The following is a 21,974-nucleotide window of genomic DNA, read 5'->3' as shown; positions in this document are numbered from 1 at the left end:
ATCAGTCGGGCTGCAGAGGGCGGTAGTTCGCTATCAATTCATTGTATAGGTCGAATACGGCCTCGCCTAGCGCTTGTAACGACAGCGTTTCATTCCACAGCACCCAATCGGCCTTGCGCAGGCGCTGCAGCCGGCTCGCTTGCTGGGCCATGATGGCCTCGATCGCTGACGCGGCCAGCTGGTTTCGCTGCTGCACGCGGGCTATTTGCGTGCTCTCCAGGCAATCGACCACGATGACCTGGTCCAGGCGTGGGCTCCACTGGCTGGACTCGGCCAGCAGCGGGATATCGAAGATTACCAGGGGCGCATTGGTGGCGCTGCAGGCATGCTGGTACTGCTGGTCAATCTGTTGGCGGATCAAGGGGTGCAAGATCGCTTCGAGCAGTGCCTTGTAGGCGGGATCGCGAAAGGCGGCTTCGCGCATCTGTGCGCGGTCGAGCGCACCGTCCGCATCGATAAAGTGGGCACCCATCTGCGCCGCAATCGGGACGATAGCCGCGCCGCCCGGCAGGGTCAACTCGCGGGCAATGCGGTCGGCATCGATCACATGGCAGCCCCATTGGGCAAAGCCCTGGGCGACGGTGCTTTTGCCGCTGCCAATACCCCCGGTAACGCCAATGCGTGGCCGCATATCAGGGCTGCAGCAGGCGGTCGACGATACCGGTGCCGAACCACATGACCAAGAAGCCGGCACCTGCGAGAAAGGGGCCAAAGGGGATATAGCCGCCTTCGCGCAGGTTGGAAAAGATCTTCATGGCAATGCCGATCACCGCGCCCACCACCGACGAAAACAGTGCAATAGGTATCAGCGCTTGCCAGCCAAACCAGGCGCCCAGCGCAGCCAGCAGCTTGAAATCACCATAGCCCATGCCTTCCTTGCCGGTCAGCAGCTTGAAGGCCCAGTAAATGAGCCAGAGCGCCAGGTAGCCAATGGCGGCACCAAACAGCGAGTCCTTGAGCGGCACATCGATCCAGCCCATCGCACTGGCCAGCAAGCCTGCCCAGAGCAGCGGCAAGGTCAGGTCATCGGGCAGCAGGGTCGTGTCCCAGTCGATCAGCGCCGCAGTCAGCAGCACCGATGCAAAAAAGCACCAGGCCAGGCCCGTGGCGCCCAGGCCCCAGCGGTGGATGCAGTAGGCCCAGAGCAGGCTGTTGGCGATTTCTACGACGGGGTAGCGGGCAGAAATACGCGCTTTGCACTGGCTGCAGCGCCCCTTCAGAAAAAGCCAGCTGACCACGGGCACGTTCTCGTACCAGCGGATCTGGTGGCTGCAATGGGGGCAGCGTGAGGCGGGGGTCCAGAGGTTAAAGCGGTCTGTTTTGACATCAGCCTCAGGCGCTGCCTGCGGTGCTTGGGTACTGTCCGTAGCTGCCAGCATGTCCTGGGCATCACGCCGCCATTGGCGTTCCAGCATCAGCGGCAGGCGGTGCACCACCACATTCAAAAAGCTGCCCACCAGCAGGCCCAGCAGGGCAAACAGCCCTGTGTTCAATTGCGCTTCTGACATGCTTACACCACCTGGCCCAGCTTGAAGATCGGCAGGTACATCGACACCACAATGCCGCCGATGATCGTGCCCAGAAACACGATGATGATGGGCTCCATCAGGCTGGACAGGCCGGCAACGGCCTCGTCCACCTCGGCTTCGTAAAAGTCTGCCGCTTTGCCCAGCATATGGTCGATGGAGCCGGATTCCTCACCGATCGCGCACATCTGCAGCACCATCGAGGGGAACACATGGGCATCCGACATGGCGACTGTGAGGCTGGTGCCGGTAGAGACCTGCGCCTGGATCTTCTCGGTTGCCACCGCAAACACGGCATTGCCGGAGGCGCCACCGACCGAGTCCAGCGCTTCGACCAGGGGAACACCAGCTGCAAACATGGTCGACAAGGTGCGCGTCCAGCGTGCCACGCAGGATTTTTCAATCAAGGGGCCAAAGATCGGCACCTTCAGCAGCCAGCGGTCCATGGTGCGCTGCATTTTCTCGCTGCGCTTCCAGGCCTGCAAAAAGAAGTAGATGCTGCCGCCAATGCCAAAAAAGATCAGGTACCAGTAACTGACAAAGAAATCACTGATGGCCATCACGATCAAGGTGGGGCCGGGCAGGTCGGCGCCAAACGACGTGAAAACCTCTTTGAACGCCGGAATCACAAAGATCATGATGATGGCCACCACGACAAAGGCGACGATGATCACCGAAGTCGGGTACATCAGGGCCGAGCGGATCTTGCTCTTGATGGCCTCGGTCTTTTCCATGTAGGTGGCCAAGCGGTCGAGCAGGCCTTCCAAAATACCGGCTGCCTCACCGGCCTCGACGAGGTTGCAATACAGCGCATTGAAGTACATCGGATGGCGGCGAAAGGCGGTGCTCAGTGACGAGCCCGACTCCACATCGCTGCGTACATCGTTGAGCAGCTTGGTCACGCTGGGGTTGGTGCTGCCCCGGCCGACAATGTCAAAAGCCTGCAGCAAAGGCACACCGGCCTTCATCATCGTGGCCAGCTGGCGCGTGAACAAGGCGATGTCCTTGGGCTTGATGCGCTTGCCCGAGCGCATGCGGCGCTTTTTGATCTTGGACGGCAAAATGCCCTGCCGGCGCAGCGACGCGATGACCTGGTTTTCTCCACCCGCGCGGGACTCGCCGCGCACGATCTTGCCGTTGCGGTCCTTGCCTTCCCACTCATAAACGGCTTCGTTCGATGTTTTCTTGTTGACTGTGGTTGCCATTTATCCCTGCCCTCATTGCTTTATTCGTTGGTGACGGCTAAGACCTCTTCGAGTGAGGTCAGTCCCTTTTTGACTTTGTGCAGGCCTGACGTGCGCAAGGAGCGGACATTTTCTATGTCGGCTTGCTCGGCGATTTCCAGTGCGCTGCCATCGCGCAAGATGATGCGCTGTGTTTCTTCGGAGATGGGCATCACTTGGTAGATGCCCAGGCGGCCCTTGTAGCCATTGTTGCAGGCGTCGCAGCCAACGGGCTCGTAGGGCATCCAGGTGCCATCCAGGTCCTCTTCCTTGAAGCCCGCTTCCAGCAGCGCTTCATGGGGGATTTCGGTGGGGCGCTTGCAGATCGGGCAGAGCTTGCGTGCCAGGCGCTGCGCGGTGATCAAGATCACGCTCGACGCGATATTGAAGGGCGCGATCCCCATATTGCGCATACGCGTCAAGGTGGTGGGGGCGTCGTTGGTGTGCAGGGTCGACAGCACCAAGTGACCGGTCTGCGCCGCCTTGATGGCGATGTCGGCCGTCTCCAGGTCACGGATTTCACCGACCATGATGATGTCGGGATCCTGGCGCAGAAAGGACTTGAGCGCGGTCGCAAAGGTCAGACCGGCCTTTTCATTGACATTGACCTGGTTGACCCCGGGCAGGTTGATTTCCGACGGGTCTTCGGCAGTCGCTATATTGACCGCTGGCGTATTGAGAATATTCAGGCAGGTGTAGAGCGACACGGTCTTGCCCGAACCCGTGGGCCCCGTGACCAGAATCATGCCGTAAGGGCGCTTGATGGCGCTGAGCAGGCGCTCCTTCTCTTCGGGCTCATAGCCCAGTGCATCAATGCCCAGCTTGGCGCTGCTCGGATCGAGAATACGGATCACGATCTTTTCGCCAAACAAGGTGGGCAAGGTGCTGACCCGGAAATCGATCACCCGATCCGCGCCGATCTTGAGCTTCATGCGGCCGTCCTGCGGCACGCGCTTTTCCGAGATATCCAGGCGCGAGATCACCTTGATCCGCGATGCCAGCTTGTCCTTGATGCCCGGGGGCGGCGAAGCGATTTCGCGCAGCTCTCCATCGATGCGAAAGCGGATGCGGTACTGGTGCTCATAGGGTTCGAAATGCAAGTCCGATGCACGCATATTGAATGCGTCAATCAGCATCTTCTGCAAAAACTTGACGATGGGCGCATCTTCGACCTCATCTCCGTCATTGCTCGCGGTGTCGGTGTTCACCGACTCATCATCAATCTCGAATTCATTGAGGTTGACATCGCCGGTGATCATGTCCTGGATGTTGTCGCCGCCCTTTTTCGCAACAGACTCCAGCGCCTTGACCAGCTTGGAATGTTCTGCAATCACCCAGTCCACGCTCAGCTGGGTGGAGAACTTGATCTGCTCGGCCACCGAGTGGTCGGTCGGGTCGGCGGTAACGACGATCAGCCGGTTGCCGCGTTTGGCCAGGGGAATGATCTTGTTGCTGAGCGCCAGTTTGGGATCAAGCAAACCTGTTGCCAGCCGGGTCAAATCGATAGCATCGAGGTCGACCAGCGGCGCGCCATAGACCGTCGAGATGATGCTGGCTACATCGCTGCCGGAGACGGCACCACTGGCCACCAGCTCTCCAATGAAGCTGTTCTTGCTTTTGAGACTGGTGGCGTACAAGGCCTCCGCCTTGGCAACAGGAAGCTTTCCACTGGCTACCAGCGCTCTGGCAATGCCGGGGAGGGCGACGGCTTTGGGGGGGGTGTTGATGTCAGGCATGTAAAGGGAAGACGCCTATCGTCGATAGCCTCGCTGCGTAATCCGGCAAACTGTAGCAGTTGTTCGGAGATTTAACAAAGAAATGCACCCGGCAGGTCGCGCCACTGCAGTGGATCTGCGACAGTCTGCAAGATGCGCTCAGCCATTCACACCTGCGTCCTGCCTTACTCTCGGCGGTCCAGCAATTGAGAGGCCAGGGTGGTCAGCGCCTGGGTATAGGCATTGTCGGGCAGCAAGGCCAGGCAGTCGATGGCCTCCTGGGCCTGCAGCGCAGCCGCTGCCCGCGTGGCTTGCAGCGAGCCGGTGTCCTTGACGACCTGCACGATATGGGCCATATGCGGGGTGGAGCCCTGCTCAATCGCGCTGACAATCATCTGCCTATCATCGGCGCTGGCGCGCTGCATGGCAATGATCAGGGGCAGGGTGACCTTGCCTTCGCGCAAATCATCGCCAATATTCTTGCCCATTACGGTAGTGTCGCCGTCATAGTCCAGTGCGTCGTCAATCACCTGGAAGGCCGTGCCCAGCGAGCGGCCATAGTTGGCACAGGCCTCTTCCAGCTCGGCAGGGGCTTCGGTCAAAACGGCAGCCAAGCGGGCGCTGGCCTCAAAGAGCTTGGCGGTCTTGGAACGGATGACGGAGAGGTAGCCTGCCTCGTCGAGATCAACGTTGTGGGTGTTGATCAGCTGCTGCACCTCGCCCTCGGCAATGATGTTGGTCGCCTCCGACAGGATCTGCATGACGCGCATGCTGTCGGCATCAACCATCATCTGGAAGGCGCGTGAGTGCAGAAAATCACCGACGAGCACACTGGCGGCATTGCCAAAGCTCTCGTTGGCGGTAGGTTTGCCGCGCCGCATCGTGGACTCGTCCACCACATCGTCGTGCAGCAAGGTGGCGGTGTGGATGAACTCGACCACCGCCGCCAGGTTGAAATGCTGCTCGCCCCGGTACTCCAGCGCGCCGGCCACCAGCAGCAGCAGTGCCGGGCGCAGGCGCTTGCCGCCCGCCGAGATGATGTAGTGCGATACCTCGCCGATCAGTGGAACGGAGGAGCTCAGGCGCCTGGCAATCACGGCATCCACCTGCCGCATATCTCCGGCGACGAGGCTCAAGGGGTTGGACGGGTTGGGAGTGTTGGACTCGGACAAGGCGGCTATCTCGGCATTTTATGGATATCGCATTATAGAAACGAGAGCAGCGCCACTTGCAGACATGCCCGGTTGTCCGTCTCGGGGATGCGCTTTCTGGCCCGGTTGTGGTGCAAAAGCGTGCAGGGTTTGCGTCTTTTCAGACCCCGTGCTACAATCTTCGGCTCTTGCGAAATTTCTTTGCAAGCTATCCCCTTTTTAGAGGTTCTTATGTACGCGGTCATAAAAACCGGTGGCAAACAGTATCGTGTTGCTTCCGGCGAAAAAATCAAGGTAGAACAGATCGCTGCGGACGTAGGCCAAGAAATCGTGATCGACCAGGTTCTGGCAGTCGGCGACGGCGCAGAGTTGAAGGTTGGTACGCCCTTGGTGTCCGGAGCAACTGTGACGGTTACGGTAGTAGCCCACGGCAAGCACGACAAGGTGCGCATTTTCAAGATGCGTCGTCGTAAGCACTATCAAAAGCGCCAAGGCCATCGCCAGCAGTTCACTGAGCTGCAAATCGGTGCGATTGCAGCTTAACAGGAGCTATATCTCATGGCACAGAAAAAAGGCGGCGGCTCTACGCGCAACGGACGTGATTCCAAGCCAAAGATGCTGGGTGTGAAGGCTTTCGGTGGTCAATTGATCAGCGCCGGTTCGATCATCGTGCGTCAACGCGGCACCAAGTTCCACCCCGGCACCAATGTCGGCGTGGGCAAGGACCACACCTTGTTTGCTCTGGTGGACGGCCACGTGTCGTTCGAAACCAAGGGCGCTTTGTCCAAGCACACGGTGAGCATCACCAAGGCTGCTTAAGACAAGACAAGTGTCTTGAAGGCCTTCATTGGCCTTGTCCAAAGCCCCGCGCAGTCGGGGCTTTGGTGTTTTTGGGCCGGACCGCCTGGCGCCTCGGTGCGACAATAGCGGTTTTGGCAAGGCTGCATGTATCGGTATGCAGCAGAACAATTCCCGTAATTCCTGTACCAGGGCGGGTGGATAACGACCATGAAATTCGTAGATGAAGCGTTTATTGACATTGCAGCTGGCGATGGTGGCAATGGCTGTGTGTCGTTCCGCCATGAAAAGTACAAGGAATTCGGTGGCCCCGATGGCGGCGACGGCGGCCGCGGCGGCCATGTGTACGCGCTGGCCGATGTCAACCTCAACACCCTGATCGACTACCGTTACTCGCGCCGCCACGAGGCCGAGCGCGGTGAGCACGGCAAGGGATCGGACATGTTCGGCAGCGCGGGCAAGGACATCACCTTGCACATGCCGGTGGGCACGATCATCACCGATGCGCAAACGGGCGAAGTGCTGTTTGAGCTGCTCAACCCGGGCGAGGTCATCACCATCGCCAAGGGCGGTGACGGCGGTTTTGGCAACCTGCGTTTCAAGAGCGCAATCAACCGTGCGCCGCGCCAGAAGACCCCGGGCTGGAAAGGCGAGCGCCGCAACCTGAAGCTGGAGCTCAAGGTGCTGGCCGATGTGGGCCTGCTGGGCATGCCCAATGCCGGCAAGTCGACCTTTATCTCGGCGGTCTCCAACGCCCGCCCCAAGATTGCCGACTACCCCTTCACCACCTTGCACCCGAACCTGGGCGTGGTGCGCGTGGGGCCGGAAAAGAGCTTTGTGGTGGCCGACATTCCTGGCCTCATCGAAGGCGCCTCGGACGGTGCCGGCCTGGGCCACCAGTTCCTGCGCCACCTGCAGCGCACGCGCTTGCTGCTGCATATTGTGGATCTGGCACCGTTTGACGAGGGCGTGGACCCTGTCGCGCAGGCCAAGGCGATTGTCGGCGAGCTCAAGAAGTACGACGAGGAGCTCTACAACAAGCCGCGCTGGCTGGTGCTCAACAAGCTGGACATGGTGCCCGGCGACGAGCGGGTAGCCAAGGTCAAGGATTTTGTCAAGCGCTACAAGTGGAAGGGCCCGGTCTACGAGATCTCGGCGCTGACCCGCGAGGGCTGCGAGCCGCTGATCAAGGAGATCTTCCAGTTCGTGCACAAGATGCAAAAGGCCGAGCAGGAGCCCCAAGAGGTCGATCCGCGCTTTGCGGCAGGCACCGAGCAGGATGCGCCCGACTTCTCGGACGACCCGCGCTTTTCGTCGCCTGACTGAGCGGCAACCCTTGCATCCTAGATTTCTCATTGTTGGATAGCTGCTTGCGCTTGCCAGGCGGGCGCAATGCCGGAAAAAGCAAAAATGGCATCGAATGTTCTGCGCGACGCACGTCGCATCGTCGTCAAAGTCGGCTCCAGTCTGGTCACCAACGAAGGCAAGGGCCTCGATGAAGGCGCCATCACCGAATGGAGCCGCCAGCTCGCCGCGCTGGTGCATGGCGAGGGCGGGGCCAAGCGCGAAGTGATCATGGTCTCCAGCGGCGCGGTGGCCGAGGGCATGAAGCGCCTGGGCTGGCAGCAGCGTCCCAAGGAGATCCATGAGCTGCAGGCGGCAGCGGCTGTCGGCCAGATGGGCCTGGTGCAGATGTACGAGACCAAGCTGCGCGAGCAAAACCTGGGCAGCGCCCAGGTGCTGCTGACCCATGCCGACCTGGCCGACCGCGAGCGCTACCTCAATGCCCGCGTCACCTTGCTGACCTTGCTGCAGCTGGGGGTGGTGCCGGTCATCAACGAAAACGACACGGTGGTCAACGACGAAATCAAGTTTGGCGACAACGACACCCTGGGTGCGCTGGTGGCCAACCTGGTCGAGGCCGACGCGCTGGTGATTCTGACGGACCAGAAGGGCCTCTACACCGCCGATCCCCGCAAGAACCCGGACGCCCAATTTGTGCACGAGGCGCAAGCGGGTGACCTGAAGCTCGAAGCGATGGCCGGTGGTGCCGGCTCCGGTATTGGCAAGGGCGGCATGCTCACCAAGATCCTGGCCGCCAAGCGCGCGGCTGGCTCGGGCGCATCCACGGTGATTGCCTGGGGGCGCGAGCAGAATGTGCTGCTGCGCCTGGCCGCAGGTGAGGCCATCGGCACCTTGCTGGTCGCCGATACCCACAAGAACCAGGCGCGCAAGCAGTGGATGATGGACCACCTGCAGATGCATGGCTATGTGACGGTGGACGAAGGCGCTGCCCTGAAGCTGCGCAGCGACGGCAAGAGCTTGCTGCCCATCGGCATGGTGAGCGTGCATGGTGAGTTCTCGCGCGGCGAGGTGATTGGCGTGCGCGACCCGCAAGGCGTGGAGCTGGCACGCGGCCTGGCCAACTACAGCAGCGCCGAGGCGCGGCGCCTGTGCCGCAAGCCATCGTCAGAATTTGAGCAACTGCTGGGCTACACCGGTGAGCCCGAGATGCTGCACCGTGACAACATGGTATTGACGGGGCATTGATCGGGGCCCGTTAAGCCTGTTTGGCCTGTTTGGCCCGACAGGGCCATGCGGCGGCGGATCACACGAGCGCCGTGCAAGCACAAAAAAGCGTCCCTCGGGACGCTTTTTGCATGTAGCCACCGGTCAGCCGTCAGCCATTGTCAGCCGTTTTGCTGCGGGTCACGCCCGGCATTGCCCGGGTCCGGGTCAAAGCTGGCGCCGGGCGGCAGCTCCATCTCCTGCATCATGCGCAGCGGAGAGTGGTAGCTCACCACCGTGGTGGTCGTCACCGACACCTGCAAGGTCTCGGTCAGCGCCGGGTCTGGCTCATGCGGCTCACCATCGCGCGCACGCGCATTACTGCGCAAATAGCGGTTACGCGGATCGTTGCGTGGCACAAAACGCGACAGCTCGGTCAAGGCCATTTCGTAGACGCCGCGCTTGAATTCCACCACCACATCGAGCGGCACCCAGTAGTCATTCCAGCGCCATGCATCAAACTCCGGGTGGTTGGTGGCGCGCAGATTCAGGTCCCAGTCGTGGCCTGTTAACTGGAGCAAAAACCAAATCTGCTTTTGTCCGCGATAATAGCCCCTGGCATCGCGGCGGATGAAGCGTTCGGGCACCTCGTACCGTAGCCAATCCCGCGTTCTAGCCACAATACGTACATGCTCCGGTCGCAAGCCCACTTCCTCATGCAGCTCTCGAAACATCGCCTGCTCGGGGGTTTCTCCACGGTCAATACCACCCTGCGGAAACTGCCAGCTATGGGTGCGGATGCGCTTGCCCCAAAACACCTGATTGCGCTGGTTGAGCAGGATGATGCCGACGTTTGGCCTAAAGCCATCTCGGTCCAGCATAATCTAACCCCAATTTTTTAAACTGTGTCCATTATGCCTGCGCCTTGAAGCCATCTTCAAGGGGGCAACTACTAGGTCCATTGTCATAGACTATGAAAGCTTCGCAATTTCTCATCTCGACCCTGAAAGAAGCGCCTGCGGACGCTGAAATCGCCAGCCACCAGCTGATGACGCGCGCCGGCATGATCAAGAAGCTTGGCGCCGGCATCTACAACTACATGCCGATGGGTCTGCGCGTGATCCGCAAGGTCGAGGCCATCGTGCGCGAAGAGATGAACCGCGCCGGCGCCATCGAGGTGACCATGCCCGTGGTGCAGCCCGCCGAGCTGTGGCAGGAGACTGGCCGCTTTGACAAGATGGGCGCCGAGCTGCTGCGCATCCAGGACCGCCACGCGCGTGACTTTGTCATCCAGCCTACCAGCGAGGAGGTGGTGACCGACATCGCGCGCCAGGAGTTCAAGAGCTACAAGCAGCTGCCCAAGAACCTCTACCAGATTCAGACCAAGTTCCGCGACGAGCGCCGTCCCCGCTTTGGCCTGATGCGGGGCCGCGAGTTCATCATGAAGGACGCCTATTCCTTCGACAAGGACCGCGACGCCGCCCAGATCAGCTACCAGACCATGCGCGCTGCCTACAAGCGCATCTTTGACCGTTTTGGCCTGCAGTACCGCGCCGTGCGTGCGGATAGTGGCGCCATCGGCGGCGACCTGAGCGAAGAGTTCCAGGTGATTGCCGCGACCGGCGAGGACGCGATTGTCTACTGCCCCAACAGCGACTACGCCGCCAATATCGAAAAGGCTGAAAGCCTGGCGCCCACCCAGCCCCGTGCGGCTGCCGTGCAGGCCATGACCAAGACGGCTACGCCTGGCAAGAGCACCTGCGCCGATGTGGCCCAGCTGCTGAACCTGCCGCTGGCCAACACCGTCAAATCGCTGGTGCTGGCCACCGACGAGACCAATGACAAGGGCGACATCCTGGGCTCGCAGGTCTGGCTGCTGCTGCTGCGCGGCGACCATGACATGAACGAGATCAAGGTCGGCAAGGTCGAGGGCCTGGCCAACTTCCGTTTTGCGACAGTGAGTGAGATCGAGGAGCACTTTGGCTGCCAGCCGGGCTACCTGGGCCCGATCGGCCTGCAAAAGCCCGTCAAGCTCGTGGTGGACCGCGATGTCGCCGTGATGGCCGACTGGGTCTGCGGCGCCAACGAGGCCGACTACCACCTGACCGGTGTGAACTGGGGCCGTGACCTGCCCGAGCCGGCCGTGGTCGCCGATCTGCGCAATGTGGTGGCGGGCGACCTGTCGCCAGACGGCCAGGGCGAGCTGGCCATCGAACGTGGTATCGAGATCGGCCATGTGTTCTACCTGGGCACCAAGTACTCCAAGGCGATGAAGGCCACCTTCCTGGCCGAAAATGGCAAGCCCAGCGAGTTCGAAATGGGCTGCTACGGCATTGGCGTGACCCGCTTGCCAGCAGCCGCCGTGGAGCAGAACCACGACGAGCGCGGCATCATTTGGCCGGACGCGATTGCCCCCTTCACCGTGGTGATCTGCCCCATCGGCATGGACCGCAGCGAAGCAGTCAAGACTGCGGCTGAAAAGCTACACGCGGACTTGTTGGCTGCTGGCGTCGATGTGATACTGGACGACCGCGGCGAGCGCCCGGGCGCGATGCTGGCCGATTGGGAGCTGATTGGCGTGCCGCACCGCGTGGTGCTGGGCGACCGGGGCCTGCAAGAAGGCATGGTCGAGTACCAGCAGCGCCGCGAGACCGCCGCCACCAAGGTGCCTGTGGACGAGGTGTTCAGCTTCCTCACCAGCCGCCTGGCCTGATGCGGGCCATGGGCTGCACGCGCAGCCCCTGCCGCAGGCACAGCACAAATACAGTCACAGAGGGATCGATCGAGGATGTCAGGCTCACGCATTGCTTTACCTGCGGGCGTATCACGCCGCGCGGCCATGGCATCGTTGCTGGCCGGGCCAGGCGCCTGGCTGGCTGCGCCGCAGGCTGCGCTGGCCGGTGGCCAGTTGGAAGAGCCCCTGATCGACTCGGTGCGCTCGGCACTCACGGCAGCGATCGGCAGCGCCGCGCCACCGGAGCCGGTGTTTGTCTCGACCGAGGCCAAGATCGTCTACCTGCGCTGGTTGGGCGCGATGAGCGACCGCCTGCGCCGGCGCAAACCGGACTGGGAAGTGCGCCGCGATTTTCTGCAGACCGTCTGGTACGAGGCTCGGCGTGCGCGCCTCGATGAATCGCTGGTGCTGGGCCTGATCCAGGTCGAGAGCGGATTTCGCAAGTTCGCGATGTCCAATGTCGGGGCTCGCGGTTACATGCAGGTGATGCCGTTCTGGACCCGGGTGATCGGCGATGGCGACCCGGCCAAGCTGTTCCATATGCAGACCAATCTGCGCTTTGGCTGCGTGATTTTGCGCCACTACCTGGACCGCGAGAAGGGCGATTTGTTCATGGCGCTGGGCCGCTACAACGGCAGCCGTGGCAAGGACACCTACCCCAACCTGGTCTACGGCGCGCAGCGCCAGTGGCTGTTCGAGAACAAGGTCGAAGCCTGAAGACGAAGGTCCGCGGCGCCTGCCAGCGCTGCCGCACAAAGATAGCCACCGCATGCGGTGGCTTTTTCATCGGGCTAAAGGCTTGGTAGGTGTCAGGCGACCAGGCTGCCAGTGGCCGGCGGCAGCGGTGAATCGGGCACCTTGTTGGGGTCCACGATGGTGACCAGCACCTGGTCGATGCGGTAGCTGTCCACGTCCATCACCTCGAACTGGTACTTGCCCCAGACCACCTTGTCGGTGCGGCGCGGGATGCGGCGCAGCATCACCATCAAGAAGCCGCCCAGGGTCTCGTACTCGTCGGAATGCGGCAGGTCGTCCAGCAGCAAGGTTCGCTCCACATCCTCGATGGGGGTGATGCCGTCGATCAGCCACGAGGTCTCGTCGCGGCGCACGATCAGCTCCTCATCGACCGGGCCCATCAGGTCGCCCATGACGGTGCTCATCACATCGTTGAGCGTGACCACGCCGACCACCAGGCTGTACTCATTGACGATGATGGCAAAGTCCTCATGCGCCTGGCGGAACTGCTGCAGTACTTCGGCCAAGGTCAGCCGGTCGGGGATGACCAGGGCCTTTTTGACCAGGCCTTCGTCCCGCAGCTTCATCGGCAGGTTGTTGAGCGCGCGCTGGAACAGGTCCTTGGCATCGACATAGCCGACCACATGGTCGATGTCCCCGGCGCAGACCGGGTAGGTCGAAAAGGGTTCCTCGGCAATGCGGGCGCGGATGATGTCGTCGCTGTCGTCCTGGTAGAAGAAGGCGATGCGGTCGCGCTGGGTCATCGCCGAGCCGACGGTGCGCGTATCGAGTTCGAACAGATTGGCGATCACCTGCTGCTCCTGCGCGGCCAGCACACCGGCCTTGGCGCCGGCCTCGGTCATCGCCAAAATGTCTTCATAGGTGATTTTTTCATCGCGGATCGTCGACAGGCCCAGCAGGCGAAACAGGCCATCGGCCGCCTTGCTGTAGAACCAGACCACGGGTTTGAAAAGGGTCATGCACCACTGCATGGGGCGCGAGACGCGCAGCGCCAGCGCCTCTGGCTCAGCCATCGACAAGCGCTTGGGCAGCAGATCGGCGAGCAAAATGAACAGCGAAGTGACCACGGTGAACGAGAACAGAAAACCGATGGTCTGCGCGGTGGCCGGCTCCAGCCAGCGGCTGGCGATGCCTGAGACAAAGGGACTGAGCGCCCCTTCGCCAACGATACCGCCGAGAATGGCCACCGCATTCTGGCCCACCTGCACGACGGTGAAGTACTCACCGGGCTGCTCCTGGACCTTCATCACACGCTCTGCACGCGGGTCTCCGTCATCGACCATCTGCCGCAATCGCAGGCGGCGCGAGGCGGCCAGCGATATCTCCGCCATGGAGAAAAAGGCGCTCAAGCTGATCAGCAAGGCAATGACAAAGAGACTCTGCGTAAGATTCATAGACATCCATGTGGGAGCAGTGCAGACCGGCTGCTCACATTTTTCGGCAAAAGCGGTGGTGGCGCGCGGTGCGCCACCGGTTTGAATCGGTGTTCAATGGTCGCATGCCCGTCTGGAGACTGGCAAGTGCTTTTGGCAGCAGGCGCTGGAGGCCCATAGCGGGCGGGCGATGCGCGGTGGTGCTGCGGGTGTCAAGCTTACCCCAGCCGACCGGCTATGGCTGCGGGCAAGGCCATTGTGTGTTGCCATCGCACCGCCCTGCACGCGGGTCTGCGGCGCTAGCCGGGCACAAAAAAGCCGCCTCACAAGGCGGCTTGGTTGCGGCTGGCCAACTCGGGCGCTAGACGATCAGAGCGTGGCCACCAGTTGCTGCAGCTCGCCCGATTCATACATTTCCATCATGATGTCCGAGCCGCCGATGAATTCACCTTTGACATACAGCTGCGGGATCGTGGGCCACTGGCTGTAGTCCTTGATGCCTTGGCGGATCTCGGGGTCTTCGAGCACATTGACGGTGGTCAGACCACGGGTCTCCACGCCACTGGCTTTGAGAATCTGAATGGCACGGCCGGAGAATCCGCATTGCGGAAAGCTGGCCGTTCCCTTCATGAACAGCACGATGTCATGGCCTTTGATCAGCTGGTCGATGCGTTGTTGGGTATCGCTCATGGATGGGCTCCGTCGGGGCGTGTGGGTTGCAATGTAATCGGGTCAGCGCTTGGATGAGCTACCCAAATGCGGGCGTTTTGCCGCAGTTCAAGCGCGGGCATGGTCACTATTATTTCACGGAAGGCCATTGTCCGCCGCTGGCGCGCTCGATGCCTGCGAGGTCCTTGCGGCTTTGCACCTGGGCAAAACCGCGCTGGGCCAGCAGTGAACGCACCGCTTCTGCCTGGTCCCAGCCATGCTCGATCAGCAGCCAGCCGCCCACGCGCAGGTATGCGGGTGCCGCATCGACGATATGGCGGATGTCGTCCAGGCCATCGGCCCCGCTGGTGAGCGCCTGGCGCGGCTCATGGCGCAGCGCGGGCATGTGCGGGTCGTCGTCGCGGATGTAGGGCGGGTTGCTGACGAGGGCATCAAACGGTCCTTGCAGCGCCGACAGCCAGTGGCTGTGCGCAAAGCGCAGCGGCAGCTGCAGCCGCGCCGCATTGGCCTGCGCAACGGCCAGCGCATCGGTGCTGGCATCGACCGCCCAGACCTCGGCGGCGGGCAGCGCATGCTGCAAGGCCAGTGCAATCGCGCCGCTGCCGGTGCCCAGGTCGGCCAGGCGCAAGGCCGGCTGGCCCGGGGCGGCATCGGGCAGCAGCTCCAGCGCCCAGTCCACCAGGGTTTCGGTATCGGGGCGCGGGTCCAGCACGCGGCCGTCCACGGCCAGGTCCAGCCCGTAAAAGCCTTTGTGGCCCGTCAGGTAGGCCACCGGTTCGCCATCGGCGCGGCGCTGCAGCCACTGCTGCCACTGCGCAGTCTGCGCGCTGCTCAGGCGATCGCCATCATGGGTGATGAGCCAGGCGCGCGCATGGGTGGGCTGGCCGCAGAGGTGGAGCAGCAGCATCTGCGCATCGATACGGGCGATGCCCAGCGCAGCGGCTTGCGCCAGCGCCTGGGTGAGCGTGATGGGGGTGTCGGGGGTGGAGGCATTCATGTCGATACGCGATTCGCTGTTGCTGCCGCTTATGGGCGGGCGGCCTGCACAAAGGGCCGAGATTGCAGGACCAGGATCTGGCCACCGGCAATGGCCCATTCAATATCCTGGGTGCGGCCGCCAAACTGCTTTTCGATCGCAGCGCCGGCATGGGCCAGACGTTTGACCAGCGCATCGCTCAGCACCTGGCGCTGCGCCACGGCCACCTCCTGCACGCCGCCGCCGGGCGCCAGGCGCAGCTCGGTGTCCTCGGCCGACCGGCTGAGCACCTGCACGGCCTGGCTGCGGCGGGAGTACAGCACCTGCTCTGCCACGCGCCGGCCTTCCACCACGCGGATGCCAATGCCGCGCTTGGCGGCGATAAAGATGCTGTGCGGGGTGCCGCCCAGCGGGTCGCGCGTGACCATGACGCCCGAGGCCTCGGAGTCCACCGCCTGCTGCACCAGCACCGCCATCGCGACGGCATCCTGCGCAATGCCAGCGGCACGGCGCGCCTCCCAGGCCTCGAAGTTGAAGACCGAGGCCCAGACCTTGCGCACGGCATCGAGCAAGGCTGCTTCGCCCTTCACATGGGGGACCGTGGTGTAGAGGCCCGCGCCACTGAAGCCGGGCAAATCCTCTGAGCTTGACGAGCTGCGCACAAACACGCCGGCCTGCTGCAGCTGGCTGGTCCAGCGCGCCTGCAGGCTGCTGGCAAATGCGGCATCGAGCGGCATCTGTTCGATCTCGGCGCGCAGCGCAGCCAGCGCATTGCGGCGCACGGCGGCGTCGCTGTCAAAGCCCGGCTGCTGCTGCATGCGCGCGACTTTTTCGGCCAGGCCAAAACGCTGCATCGCGGTGGCATAGGCGCCAAAGGGCAGGCAAAAACCATCGGGCACGCTGACCCCGGCAATGCCCGCATGCCGCACTTCTCCCAGGTTGGCAGCCTTGGCCCCGCACTGGCGGCGGTTGGCAGCGCGCAGGGCGGCCAGAGGCTGCAGTGCGGTGCTGTGGGTGTCTTTCTGGATGCTGGCGCCGGCGATGCTGCGTTTGATTTTTGATCGCGTTATGGCTTGGTCGCGCTCGGCATCGGTGGCGGCACGCAGCTGGTAGTCCTTGGCGCTGACCGCCAAGTGCACCCATTGGCCGTTGTACGCCGCCAGCAGCTGGCTGGCATCGCGCACATAGGCATTGGGTACGCCCCAGCCTTTGGCCAGCAGGTTCACGTGCGAGACCATGGTCGAGGGCTGCTCGGTCAGCACGCCTGCCACAGGCGGCAGCGCGATGGGCACCTGGCGCAGCACGACGATGTCGCTGGGCAGCAGGTCATGGACTTGGTCGATATCGTCCACCAAACGCAGGCGGCCCACGGCCTGGCCTGTGTTCAGCGGCAAAAAGCGTTGCTGGCCGATCAGCGCGCTTTGCGTCACTGCGGGGATGCCTGCAGTGGCAGCCACCTGCTCTTGCGCGCTGGCATTGGCCTTGAACTGCACCGCTGCAAAAAAGTGGCTGCGCAGCTGGGCCTCGGTTTCGCGCAGCAGGCTGGCGGTCAGCTGGTCGCCTTCCCAGAATTCATAGACAAAGCCGTTGATCTGCGGCTGCCAGCTCAGGGTGCCCAGGATAAAGCGGCGCCCTGCATCGCGGTAATTGCGGTTCAGCGCCTCCCTGCCGCCACGCAGCAGGCCTTGCTCGCGCAAAAAGCGGTCGTGCAGCTGAAAGCGTGGGGTGTTGATGAAGTACAGCCGCGCTGCAGGCTGTGCCTGGCGGTCGATCACAAAGATCACATGGGGCTGGGCCAGCGGCGTGCCGGCGTTGTAGACGCGCGCCAGCTGGTCAAAGGCGGCATGGCTCATCAGATCAGCGGCAAAGGGCTGGCTGCTGCGGTTGCCCATGGCCTGCGCCGGTGAGGGGCTGCCTGGCCTGGCGATCAGCTCTTGCGGCGCGCGGCCATCCTCGTACATCGAAGGCTTGCGCGCCAGCTGCGCCGAGGCGCTGCTCGCGGCCAAGGCCAGCGCCATGTATCCCGCAGCACGCCAGGCCGCGCGCCCTGCAAAACCGGGGTGGTGGCTGGGCATCGCAGGCCTTATTGGTTGACTTCCAGCTCGGCCAGCAATTCGGCCTCGCGTTCGGACTGCAGCGCTTCCATCAGTTCGCTGAGGTCACCGTCCATGATGAAACTCAGCTTGTACAAGGTCAGGTTGATGCGGTGGTCGGTGACCCGGCCCTGGGGAAAGTTGTAGGTGCGGATGCGGTCTGAGCGATCACCCGAGCCGATCAGGCCCTTGCGCATCGCCGCTTCCTTGGCAGCGCGCTCGCTGCGCTCTTTTTCCTGGATACGGGCCTGCAGCACCTGCAAGGCCTTGGCCTTGTTGCTGTGCTGGCTGCGGCCGTCCTGGCATTCGGCGACGATGCCGGTGGGCAAGTGGACGATGCGCACGGCCGAGTCGGTCTTGTTGATGTGCTGGCCACCGGCGCCGCTGGCGCGGAAGGTGTCGATGCGCAGATCGGCCGGGTTCAGGGTGATGGCCTGCTGCTCATCGGGCTCGGGCATCACCGCCACGGTGCAGGCGCTGGTGTGGATGCGGCCCTGGGTTTCGGTGGCGGGCACGCGCTGCACGCGGTGGCCGCCCGATTCAAAGCGCAAGGTGCCATAGACGTTGTCGCCGCCGTCAATGCGCAGCACCACTTCCTTGTAGCCTCCCAGCTCGGCCTCGTTGGCGCTCATGATCTCGACGCGCCAGCCCATGCGCTCGGCGTAGCGCGTGTACATGCGCGTGATATCGCCGGCAAACAGCGCCGATTCATCACCGCCGGTGCCGGCCCGCACTTCGACAAAAGCGGGGCGGGCATCGTCGGGGTCCTTGGGCAGCAGCATGCGCTGCAGCTGCGCGGCCAACTGTTGCAGCTCGGCCTCGCCGCTGCTGATCTCTTCGCGCGCCATGTCGGCCATGTCCGGGTCGGCCAGCATTTCCTTGGCGCCTTCGATATCGGATTCGATCTGCTGGTAGCGCGCAAAGCGCTCGGCCACGGCGGCGACATCGGTGTGTTCGCGCGAGAGCTTGAGGAACTGCGGCATGTTGGCCATGATGTCCTCGCGCGAGAGCAGAAAATTGAGCTCATTGAGGCGCTCGGCATAGCGTTCCAGCTGTTGGCGGAGAAAGTCTTTCATGGCGACCTGATAAGGCAGGGCCTGCGCATGCGCTGCAAAAAAGCAGAGATCAAAAAAAGTGCAGGCCGAGTAAGGAGAAGAGGGGCGAGGAGGGCGAGCAAAGGGCGGCCAAGCCGCGCAGCGTCGCTACAAACCCGATTGGTGGCCGTTGCCGCCGCCGCGTTGGCTGCGCAGGAACAGGCGCGAGACCATGTCAGCCGTCTGGGTACGCGCCTGGGCGTCGCCCGCGTGCAGCTCGGCCATGGTGCCGTGCAGAATCTTTTGCGACAGGCCGCGTGTCAGTGCATCGAGCACCGCGTCCATGTCTTCGCCCTTGGCCAGGCGCTTTTTTGCGCGCTCGATCTCCAGCGCACGCCAGACGTCGGCCTGCGCATTGATCTGCTGGATCAGCGGCACAGCGCCGCCTTCGGGGGCACGCTGATCCATCCAGTGCATGAAGCGCTGCACGCCGGCATCGATGATGGTTTCGGCCTGCACGACGGCCGCCTGGCGCTGCTCCTGGCCGGCCTTGACCACATGGGCCAGGTCGTCCACGGTGTAGAGGTAGACATCGCCCAGGTTCTTGACCTCGCCCTCGATATCGCGGGGGACGGCCAGGTCCACCATGAAGATCGGGCGGCGCTTGCGTTTTTTCAGCGCGCTCTCGACCGCGCCCAGGCCGATGATCGGCAGGCTCGATGCGGTGCAGCTGATGATGGCGTCGTATTCGTGCAGGTGGTCGGGCAGATCGGCCAGGCGCATGGTGCTGGCGCCAAAGTGGCCCGCCAGTTTTTCGCCGCGCTCCAAGGTGCGGTTGGCCACTGTGATGTGGGCCGGCTGCTTGGCCGCGAAATGGGTGGCGCACAGCTCAATCATCTCGCCAGCGCCAACAAACAGCACGCGGATCTTGGTCAGGTCTTCAAACAGCTGGCCGGCCAGGCGCACGGCAGCAGCGGCCATGCTGATGCTGTGCGCGCCAATTTCGGTGGCGCTGCGCACTTCCTTGGCGACGGCAAAGCTGCGCTGGAACAGCTGGTTGAGCGTGGTGCCCAGCGAGCCGGCTTCTTCAGCCGCACGCACGGCGTTCTTCATCTGGCCCAGGATCTGGGCCTCGCCCAGCACCATCGAGTCCAGCCCACTGGCGACGCGAAAAGCGTGGCGGGCGGCCAGGTCGTTTTGCAGGGTGTAGGTGTAGTTTTTCAGCGCCTCGGCGGGCAGGTCGCCGCTTTGGGCCAGCCAGCGCAGGGTGTGGTCAAGCGCCGGCTCTTGGGCGGCGCAGTAGATCTCGGTGCGGTTGCAGGTGGACAGGATGGCGGTTTCCACACCGGCGTGGCTATGCACACCCGAGATCGTGCTGCGCAAACTCTGCAAAGTTGGCGCAATCTTGTCGAGTGCAAATGCAAACCGGCCGCGAATGTCGACCGGTGCCGTCGTGTGGTTGATGCCCAGGGCCCAAACTGCCATGCCAGGGATTATAAAATCTCTGTAAATCCATTGCTTGTCGTATCAGTACCAGCTTGACTTATATCAACCTGTCCGCTCCATGCTTGCCACCACCAGCCTCTGGCATCTGCTGAACTTCTGTGCCCCGGCCGCCTTTTTGGCGCTGCTGCTGGTGCTTGCCCGCTGGCTGTTTGCACACAAGGCCACGCCGCTGCTGCCCTGGTATGGCCAGCTGGCGCTGCATTTTCTGGTCGGCTGCGCTGCGCTCTTTGTCGCGCTGCTGTGGCAGGGCCACGACGGCAGCCTGATGGGCTATGCGCTTTTGGTGATGGCACTGGCCAGCAGCCAGTGGGTGGTGCTGGGTGGCTGGCGGCGTTGATACCGAGGCTCTTATTATTTTCTGCGGCGCTTGCTATACGTTTCTTTACAATTCAGACATAATTGTGGGATGACCACCACAACGCCTTTGTCTGGCCACCGCTCCCGGTGGCTTTTCTGTATCTGCTTCTTGGTGGTGGGCGCGGCAGCGGTTGTGCTAGTTTGGGGCTCGCAGGCCTTGCTGTTTGCCGATACCAATGATTTTCAACGCGTGGTGGGCCATCTCTACCTGACGCCCATGGGCGATGGCATCCACTGGGCGCTGCCCGATCGGCCCTTTCGCACCCCGGGCAATCCGGAGCTGGCCTCGCACATGTTCACTTTTGCCGGCTGGGTGCAGCGCTTTATGCCTGGGAATATGTTTGACCTCTCGCGCACGGCGCTGGCGGCCAAGCTGCTGCTGCTCGCCTATGCCGCTGTGCTGGCCTGGGCATGCGCGGCGGCGCTGCAGCGTGGCGCGCTGGGCTGGTCGGCCATGGCGCTGGCCTGGCTGGCCGTGTTCTTCATGGCACACAACATCGGCATGGCCCAATCCTTTTATGCCGAATACGCCTGTCTGATCGCGCTGCCGCTGCTGCTGCTGGGCCTGCTGGCCTCGCGCCGGGCTGTGCGGATGGTCGGACTGGGGCTTGGGGCGCTGGTGTGCGGCCTGGCCAAGGTGCAGTATTTCTATGTGCCGCTGCTGGCGCTGTTGTGCGTCTGGGCGGGCGCTCGCTGGCAGCGCATGCTGCCCGACAAGGGGCTGCTCAAACTGCTGCTGGCGGTACAGGTGCTGTGCCTGGTGCCCTTGCTGATCGGCAAGAATGCGAGCCTCAATGCCTACCATGGCGTCTACCTGGGCTCGTACATGGTGCTCACACCCGGGCAGCTCGATGGCCTGGGCGTGCCGGCCGAGCGCCGGGACTGCATCGGTGTCGATGCCTGGGGCAATGCACTCTCGGGCCTCGGCGGCACCCAGGTGCAGCACACAGATCGCGATTGCTACCCCGTCACGCCCAAGCTGGGCAAGGGCGATGTGCTGCGGCCTTATCTGCACTATCCGCTGACCCTGTGGCGCCTGGCCCGCTTTGCGCTGCCCAGCCATTTCACCGTGCAGTACTTCCATGTGTTTCCCGGTAACTTCTACCTCCATCGCCACGACGGCGGTGCCCAACCAGTCACCGACCTGCTGCTGCGCATGAGCGCGCAGCGCGACCGCATCGTCACGCCGCTGGCGCCCCTCTTCCTGCTGGCGGCACTGGCACTGTTTGCGGCCAGCCGCAGCCGCCAGGCCGGCCGCTTGCGGCCTCTGGCGGTGGGCAGCTTGCTGCTGGCGCTCCTGGTGGTCTCGCAGGTCATCATCGTGATGCTGGGCGAAGGCGTGCGCGATATGAGCAAGCACCTGTGGGCCGCGCAGCTGGCGCTGGACATGCTGGTGCTGCTCGTGGCCGTGCAAGGCCTGGGCTGGCTGGGGCTGTGGTGGCGGCGCAAGGCAGCGCGCGCTGCCGAGGCGACTGCAACTACCGCCTGACGGGTGCGGCGTCAATCCGAAAAAATGAGAGACAGGCGCTGGTTGTAGAAGCGGGGTGTGCCGGTC

Annotated in this window: 20 protein-coding genes; 8 read left to right on the top strand and 12 right to left on the bottom strand. The window is 62.9% G+C overall.

Annotation, left to right across the window (positions count from 1 at the left end; all coding sequences use genetic code 11):
- Nucleotide 1: 1 nt before the first annotated feature.
- The 5 genes from coaE to N4T19_RS11690 all read right to left on the bottom strand — a co-directional run bounded on the left by coaE (nucleotide 2) and on the right by N4T19_RS11690 (nucleotide 5,579).
- The gene (gene coaE, locus N4T19_RS11710; protein ID WP_260720247.1) at nucleotides 2-631 is read right to left on the bottom strand and encodes a dephospho-CoA kinase; all 630 of its coding nucleotides are present in this window, start codon (nucleotides 629-631) and stop codon (nucleotides 2-4) included.
- A gap of 1 nt (nucleotide 632) precedes the next feature.
- Complete coding sequence (locus tag N4T19_RS11705; RefSeq protein ID WP_182343457.1) at nucleotides 633-1,508, bottom strand: prepilin peptidase; 876 nt, start codon at nucleotides 1,506-1,508, stop codon at nucleotides 633-635.
- Between the two features lie 2 nt (nucleotides 1,509-1,510).
- The gene (locus N4T19_RS11700; protein ID WP_116927082.1) at nucleotides 1,511-2,731 is read right to left on the bottom strand and encodes a type II secretion system F family protein; all 1,221 of its coding nucleotides are present in this window, start codon (nucleotides 2,729-2,731) and stop codon (nucleotides 1,511-1,513) included.
- Nucleotides 2,732-2,751: 20 nt separating this feature from the next.
- Complete coding sequence (pilB, locus tag N4T19_RS11695; protein ID WP_116927081.1) at nucleotides 2,752-4,485, bottom strand: type IV-A pilus assembly ATPase PilB; 1,734 nt, start codon at nucleotides 4,483-4,485, stop codon at nucleotides 2,752-2,754.
- A 164-nt stretch (nucleotides 4,486-4,649) separates the two neighbouring features.
- Nucleotides 4,650-5,579, bottom strand: a complete 930-nt coding sequence (locus N4T19_RS11690) for a polyprenyl synthetase family protein (protein WP_260720291.1) — start codon at nucleotides 5,577-5,579, stop codon at nucleotides 4,650-4,652.
- A 267-nt stretch (nucleotides 5,580-5,846) separates the two neighbouring features.
- On the opposite strand from N4T19_RS11690, the gene rplU reads away from it, so the two are divergent.
- The 4 genes from rplU to proB all read left to right on the top strand — a co-directional run bounded on the left by rplU (nucleotide 5,847) and on the right by proB (nucleotide 8,963).
- On the top strand, nucleotides 5,847-6,158 hold the full coding sequence (gene rplU / locus N4T19_RS11685) for a 50S ribosomal protein L21 (protein ID WP_027011098.1): 312 nt from the start codon (nucleotides 5,847-5,849) through the stop codon (nucleotides 6,156-6,158).
- A 15-nt stretch (nucleotides 6,159-6,173) separates the two neighbouring features.
- Nucleotides 6,174-6,434: a 50S ribosomal protein L27 gene (rpmA, locus tag N4T19_RS11680; protein ID WP_021027814.1), complete on the top strand. Its 261-nt coding sequence runs from the start codon at nucleotides 6,174-6,176 to the stop codon at nucleotides 6,432-6,434.
- Between the two features lie 189 nt (nucleotides 6,435-6,623).
- Nucleotides 6,624-7,739: an Obg family GTPase CgtA gene (gene obgE / locus N4T19_RS11675; RefSeq protein ID WP_260720246.1), complete on the top strand. Its 1,116-nt coding sequence runs from the start codon at nucleotides 6,624-6,626 to the stop codon at nucleotides 7,737-7,739.
- A gap of 84 nt (nucleotides 7,740-7,823) precedes the next feature.
- Entirely contained in the window at nucleotides 7,824-8,963 is a 1,140-nt protein-coding gene (gene proB, locus N4T19_RS11670; protein ID WP_116927078.1) for a glutamate 5-kinase, read from the top strand.
- A 140-nt stretch (nucleotides 8,964-9,103) separates the two neighbouring features.
- Here the strand turns inward: proB and N4T19_RS11665 are convergent, their stop codons facing one another.
- Nucleotides 9,104-9,802 carry an RNA pyrophosphohydrolase gene (locus N4T19_RS11665; protein WP_182343455.1) on the bottom strand — a complete coding sequence of 233 codons (699 nt, stop codon included), beginning with the start codon at nucleotides 9,800-9,802 and terminating at the stop codon, nucleotides 9,104-9,106.
- Between the two features lie 92 nt (nucleotides 9,803-9,894).
- Between N4T19_RS11665 and N4T19_RS11660 the strand changes: the two genes are divergently transcribed.
- Complete coding sequence (locus N4T19_RS11660) at nucleotides 9,895-11,634, top strand: proline--tRNA ligase (protein WP_116927076.1); 1,740 nt, start codon at nucleotides 9,895-9,897, stop codon at nucleotides 11,632-11,634.
- A gap of 126 nt (nucleotides 11,635-11,760) precedes the next feature.
- Complete coding sequence (locus tag N4T19_RS11655) at nucleotides 11,761-12,372, top strand: lytic transglycosylase domain-containing protein (protein WP_232539431.1); 612 nt, start codon at nucleotides 11,761-11,763, stop codon at nucleotides 12,370-12,372.
- A 92-nt stretch (nucleotides 12,373-12,464) separates the two neighbouring features.
- On the opposite strand, the gene N4T19_RS11650 is transcribed toward N4T19_RS11655, so the two are convergent.
- The 6 genes from N4T19_RS11650 to hemA form a co-directional block, all read right to left on the bottom strand.
- Nucleotides 12,465-13,805: a polyamine export protein PaeA gene (locus tag N4T19_RS11650; protein ID WP_182343453.1), complete on the bottom strand. Its 1,341-nt coding sequence runs from the start codon at nucleotides 13,803-13,805 to the stop codon at nucleotides 12,465-12,467.
- Between the two features lie 348 nt (nucleotides 13,806-14,153).
- Nucleotides 14,154-14,474, bottom strand: a complete 321-nt coding sequence (grxD, locus tag N4T19_RS11645) for a Grx4 family monothiol glutaredoxin (RefSeq protein ID WP_116927074.1) — start codon at nucleotides 14,472-14,474, stop codon at nucleotides 14,154-14,156.
- 109 nt (nucleotides 14,475-14,583) lie between these two features.
- Complete coding sequence (gene prmC / locus N4T19_RS11640; protein ID WP_116927073.1) at nucleotides 14,584-15,450, bottom strand: peptide chain release factor N(5)-glutamine methyltransferase; 867 nt, start codon at nucleotides 15,448-15,450, stop codon at nucleotides 14,584-14,586.
- A gap of 29 nt (nucleotides 15,451-15,479) precedes the next feature.
- A complete protein-coding gene (locus N4T19_RS11635; protein ID WP_260720245.1) occupies nucleotides 15,480-17,504 on the bottom strand; it encodes a PEP/pyruvate-binding domain-containing protein in 2,025 nt (674 codons plus the stop codon).
- Nucleotides 17,505-17,512: 8 nt separating this feature from the next.
- Nucleotides 17,513-18,598 (bottom strand): peptide chain release factor 1, encoded by a 1,086-nt coding sequence (gene prfA / locus N4T19_RS11630; protein WP_116927072.1) that lies wholly within the window; start codon nucleotides 18,596-18,598, stop codon nucleotides 17,513-17,515.
- A 126-nt stretch (nucleotides 18,599-18,724) separates the two neighbouring features.
- Nucleotides 18,725-20,041, bottom strand: a complete 1,317-nt coding sequence (gene hemA / locus N4T19_RS11625) for a glutamyl-tRNA reductase (protein ID WP_260720244.1) — start codon at nucleotides 20,039-20,041, stop codon at nucleotides 18,725-18,727.
- Nucleotides 20,042-20,120: 79 nt separating this feature from the next.
- Between hemA and N4T19_RS11620 the strand changes: the two genes are divergently transcribed.
- Nucleotides 20,121-20,399: a hypothetical protein gene (locus N4T19_RS11620; RefSeq protein WP_260720243.1), complete on the top strand. Its 279-nt coding sequence runs from the start codon at nucleotides 20,121-20,123 to the stop codon at nucleotides 20,397-20,399.
- A 153-nt stretch (nucleotides 20,400-20,552) separates the two neighbouring features.
- A complete protein-coding gene (locus N4T19_RS11615) occupies nucleotides 20,553-21,908 on the top strand; it encodes a hypothetical protein (RefSeq protein WP_260720242.1) in 1,356 nt (451 codons plus the stop codon).
- The last annotated feature ends 66 nt before the right edge of the window (nucleotides 21,909-21,974 follow it).

It is taken from the genome of Comamonas squillarum (assembly GCF_025309455.1).
Taxonomy (GTDB): Bacteria; Pseudomonadota; Gammaproteobacteria; order Burkholderiales; family Burkholderiaceae_C; genus Comamonas; species Comamonas squillarum.
Note: the sequence above shows the minus strand (reverse complement) of the source record. Positions and strands in the feature narration are given on the sequence as shown.

Excerpts from the sequence above, each read along its gene's own strand:
- coaE (WP_260720247.1), bottom strand. The coding sequence starts at position 631 with ATGCGGCCACGCATTGGCGTTACCGGGGGTATTGGCAGCGGCAAAAGC.
- N4T19_RS11705 (WP_182343457.1), bottom strand. The coding sequence starts at position 1,508 with ATGTCAGAAGCGCAATTGAACACAGGGCTGTTTGCCCTGCTGGGCCTG.
- N4T19_RS11700 (WP_116927082.1), bottom strand. The coding sequence starts at position 2,731 with ATGGCAACCACAGTCAACAAGAAAACATCGAACGAAGCCGTTTATGAG.
- pilB (WP_116927081.1), bottom strand. The coding sequence starts at position 4,485 with ATGCCTGACATCAACACCCCCCCCAAAGCCGTCGCCCTCCCCGGCATT.
- N4T19_RS11690 (WP_260720291.1), bottom strand. The coding sequence starts at position 5,579 with ATGCGGCAGGTGGATGCCGTGATTGCCAGGCGCCTGAGCTCCTCCGTT.
- rplU (WP_027011098.1), top strand. The coding sequence starts at position 5,847 with ATGTACGCGGTCATAAAAACCGGTGGCAAACAGTATCGTGTTGCTTCC.
- rpmA (WP_021027814.1), top strand. The coding sequence starts at position 6,174 with ATGGCACAGAAAAAAGGCGGCGGCTCTACGCGCAACGGACGTGATTCC.
- obgE (WP_260720246.1), top strand. The coding sequence starts at position 6,624 with ATGAAATTCGTAGATGAAGCGTTTATTGACATTGCAGCTGGCGATGGT.
- proB (WP_116927078.1), top strand. The coding sequence starts at position 7,824 with ATGGCATCGAATGTTCTGCGCGACGCACGTCGCATCGTCGTCAAAGTC.
- N4T19_RS11665 (WP_182343455.1), bottom strand. The coding sequence starts at position 9,802 with ATGCTGGACCGAGATGGCTTTAGGCCAAACGTCGGCATCATCCTGCTC.
- N4T19_RS11660 (WP_116927076.1), top strand. The coding sequence starts at position 9,895 with ATGAAAGCTTCGCAATTTCTCATCTCGACCCTGAAAGAAGCGCCTGCG.
- N4T19_RS11655 (WP_232539431.1), top strand. The coding sequence starts at position 11,761 with ATGGCATCGTTGCTGGCCGGGCCAGGCGCCTGGCTGGCTGCGCCGCAG.
- N4T19_RS11650 (WP_182343453.1), bottom strand. The coding sequence starts at position 13,805 with ATGAATCTTACGCAGAGTCTCTTTGTCATTGCCTTGCTGATCAGCTTG.
- grxD (WP_116927074.1), bottom strand. The coding sequence starts at position 14,474 with ATGAGCGATACCCAACAACGCATCGACCAGCTGATCAAAGGCCATGAC.
- prmC (WP_116927073.1), bottom strand. The coding sequence starts at position 15,450 with ATGAATGCCTCCACCCCCGACACCCCCATCACGCTCACCCAGGCGCTG.
- N4T19_RS11635 (WP_260720245.1), bottom strand. The coding sequence starts at position 17,504 with ATGCCCAGCCACCACCCCGGTTTTGCAGGGCGCGCGGCCTGGCGTGCT.
- prfA (WP_116927072.1), bottom strand. The coding sequence starts at position 18,598 with ATGAAAGACTTTCTCCGCCAACAGCTGGAACGCTATGCCGAGCGCCTC.
- hemA (WP_260720244.1), bottom strand. The coding sequence starts at position 20,041 with ATGGCAGTTTGGGCCCTGGGCATCAACCACACGACGGCACCGGTCGAC.
- N4T19_RS11620 (WP_260720243.1), top strand. The coding sequence starts at position 20,121 with ATGCTTGCCACCACCAGCCTCTGGCATCTGCTGAACTTCTGTGCCCCG.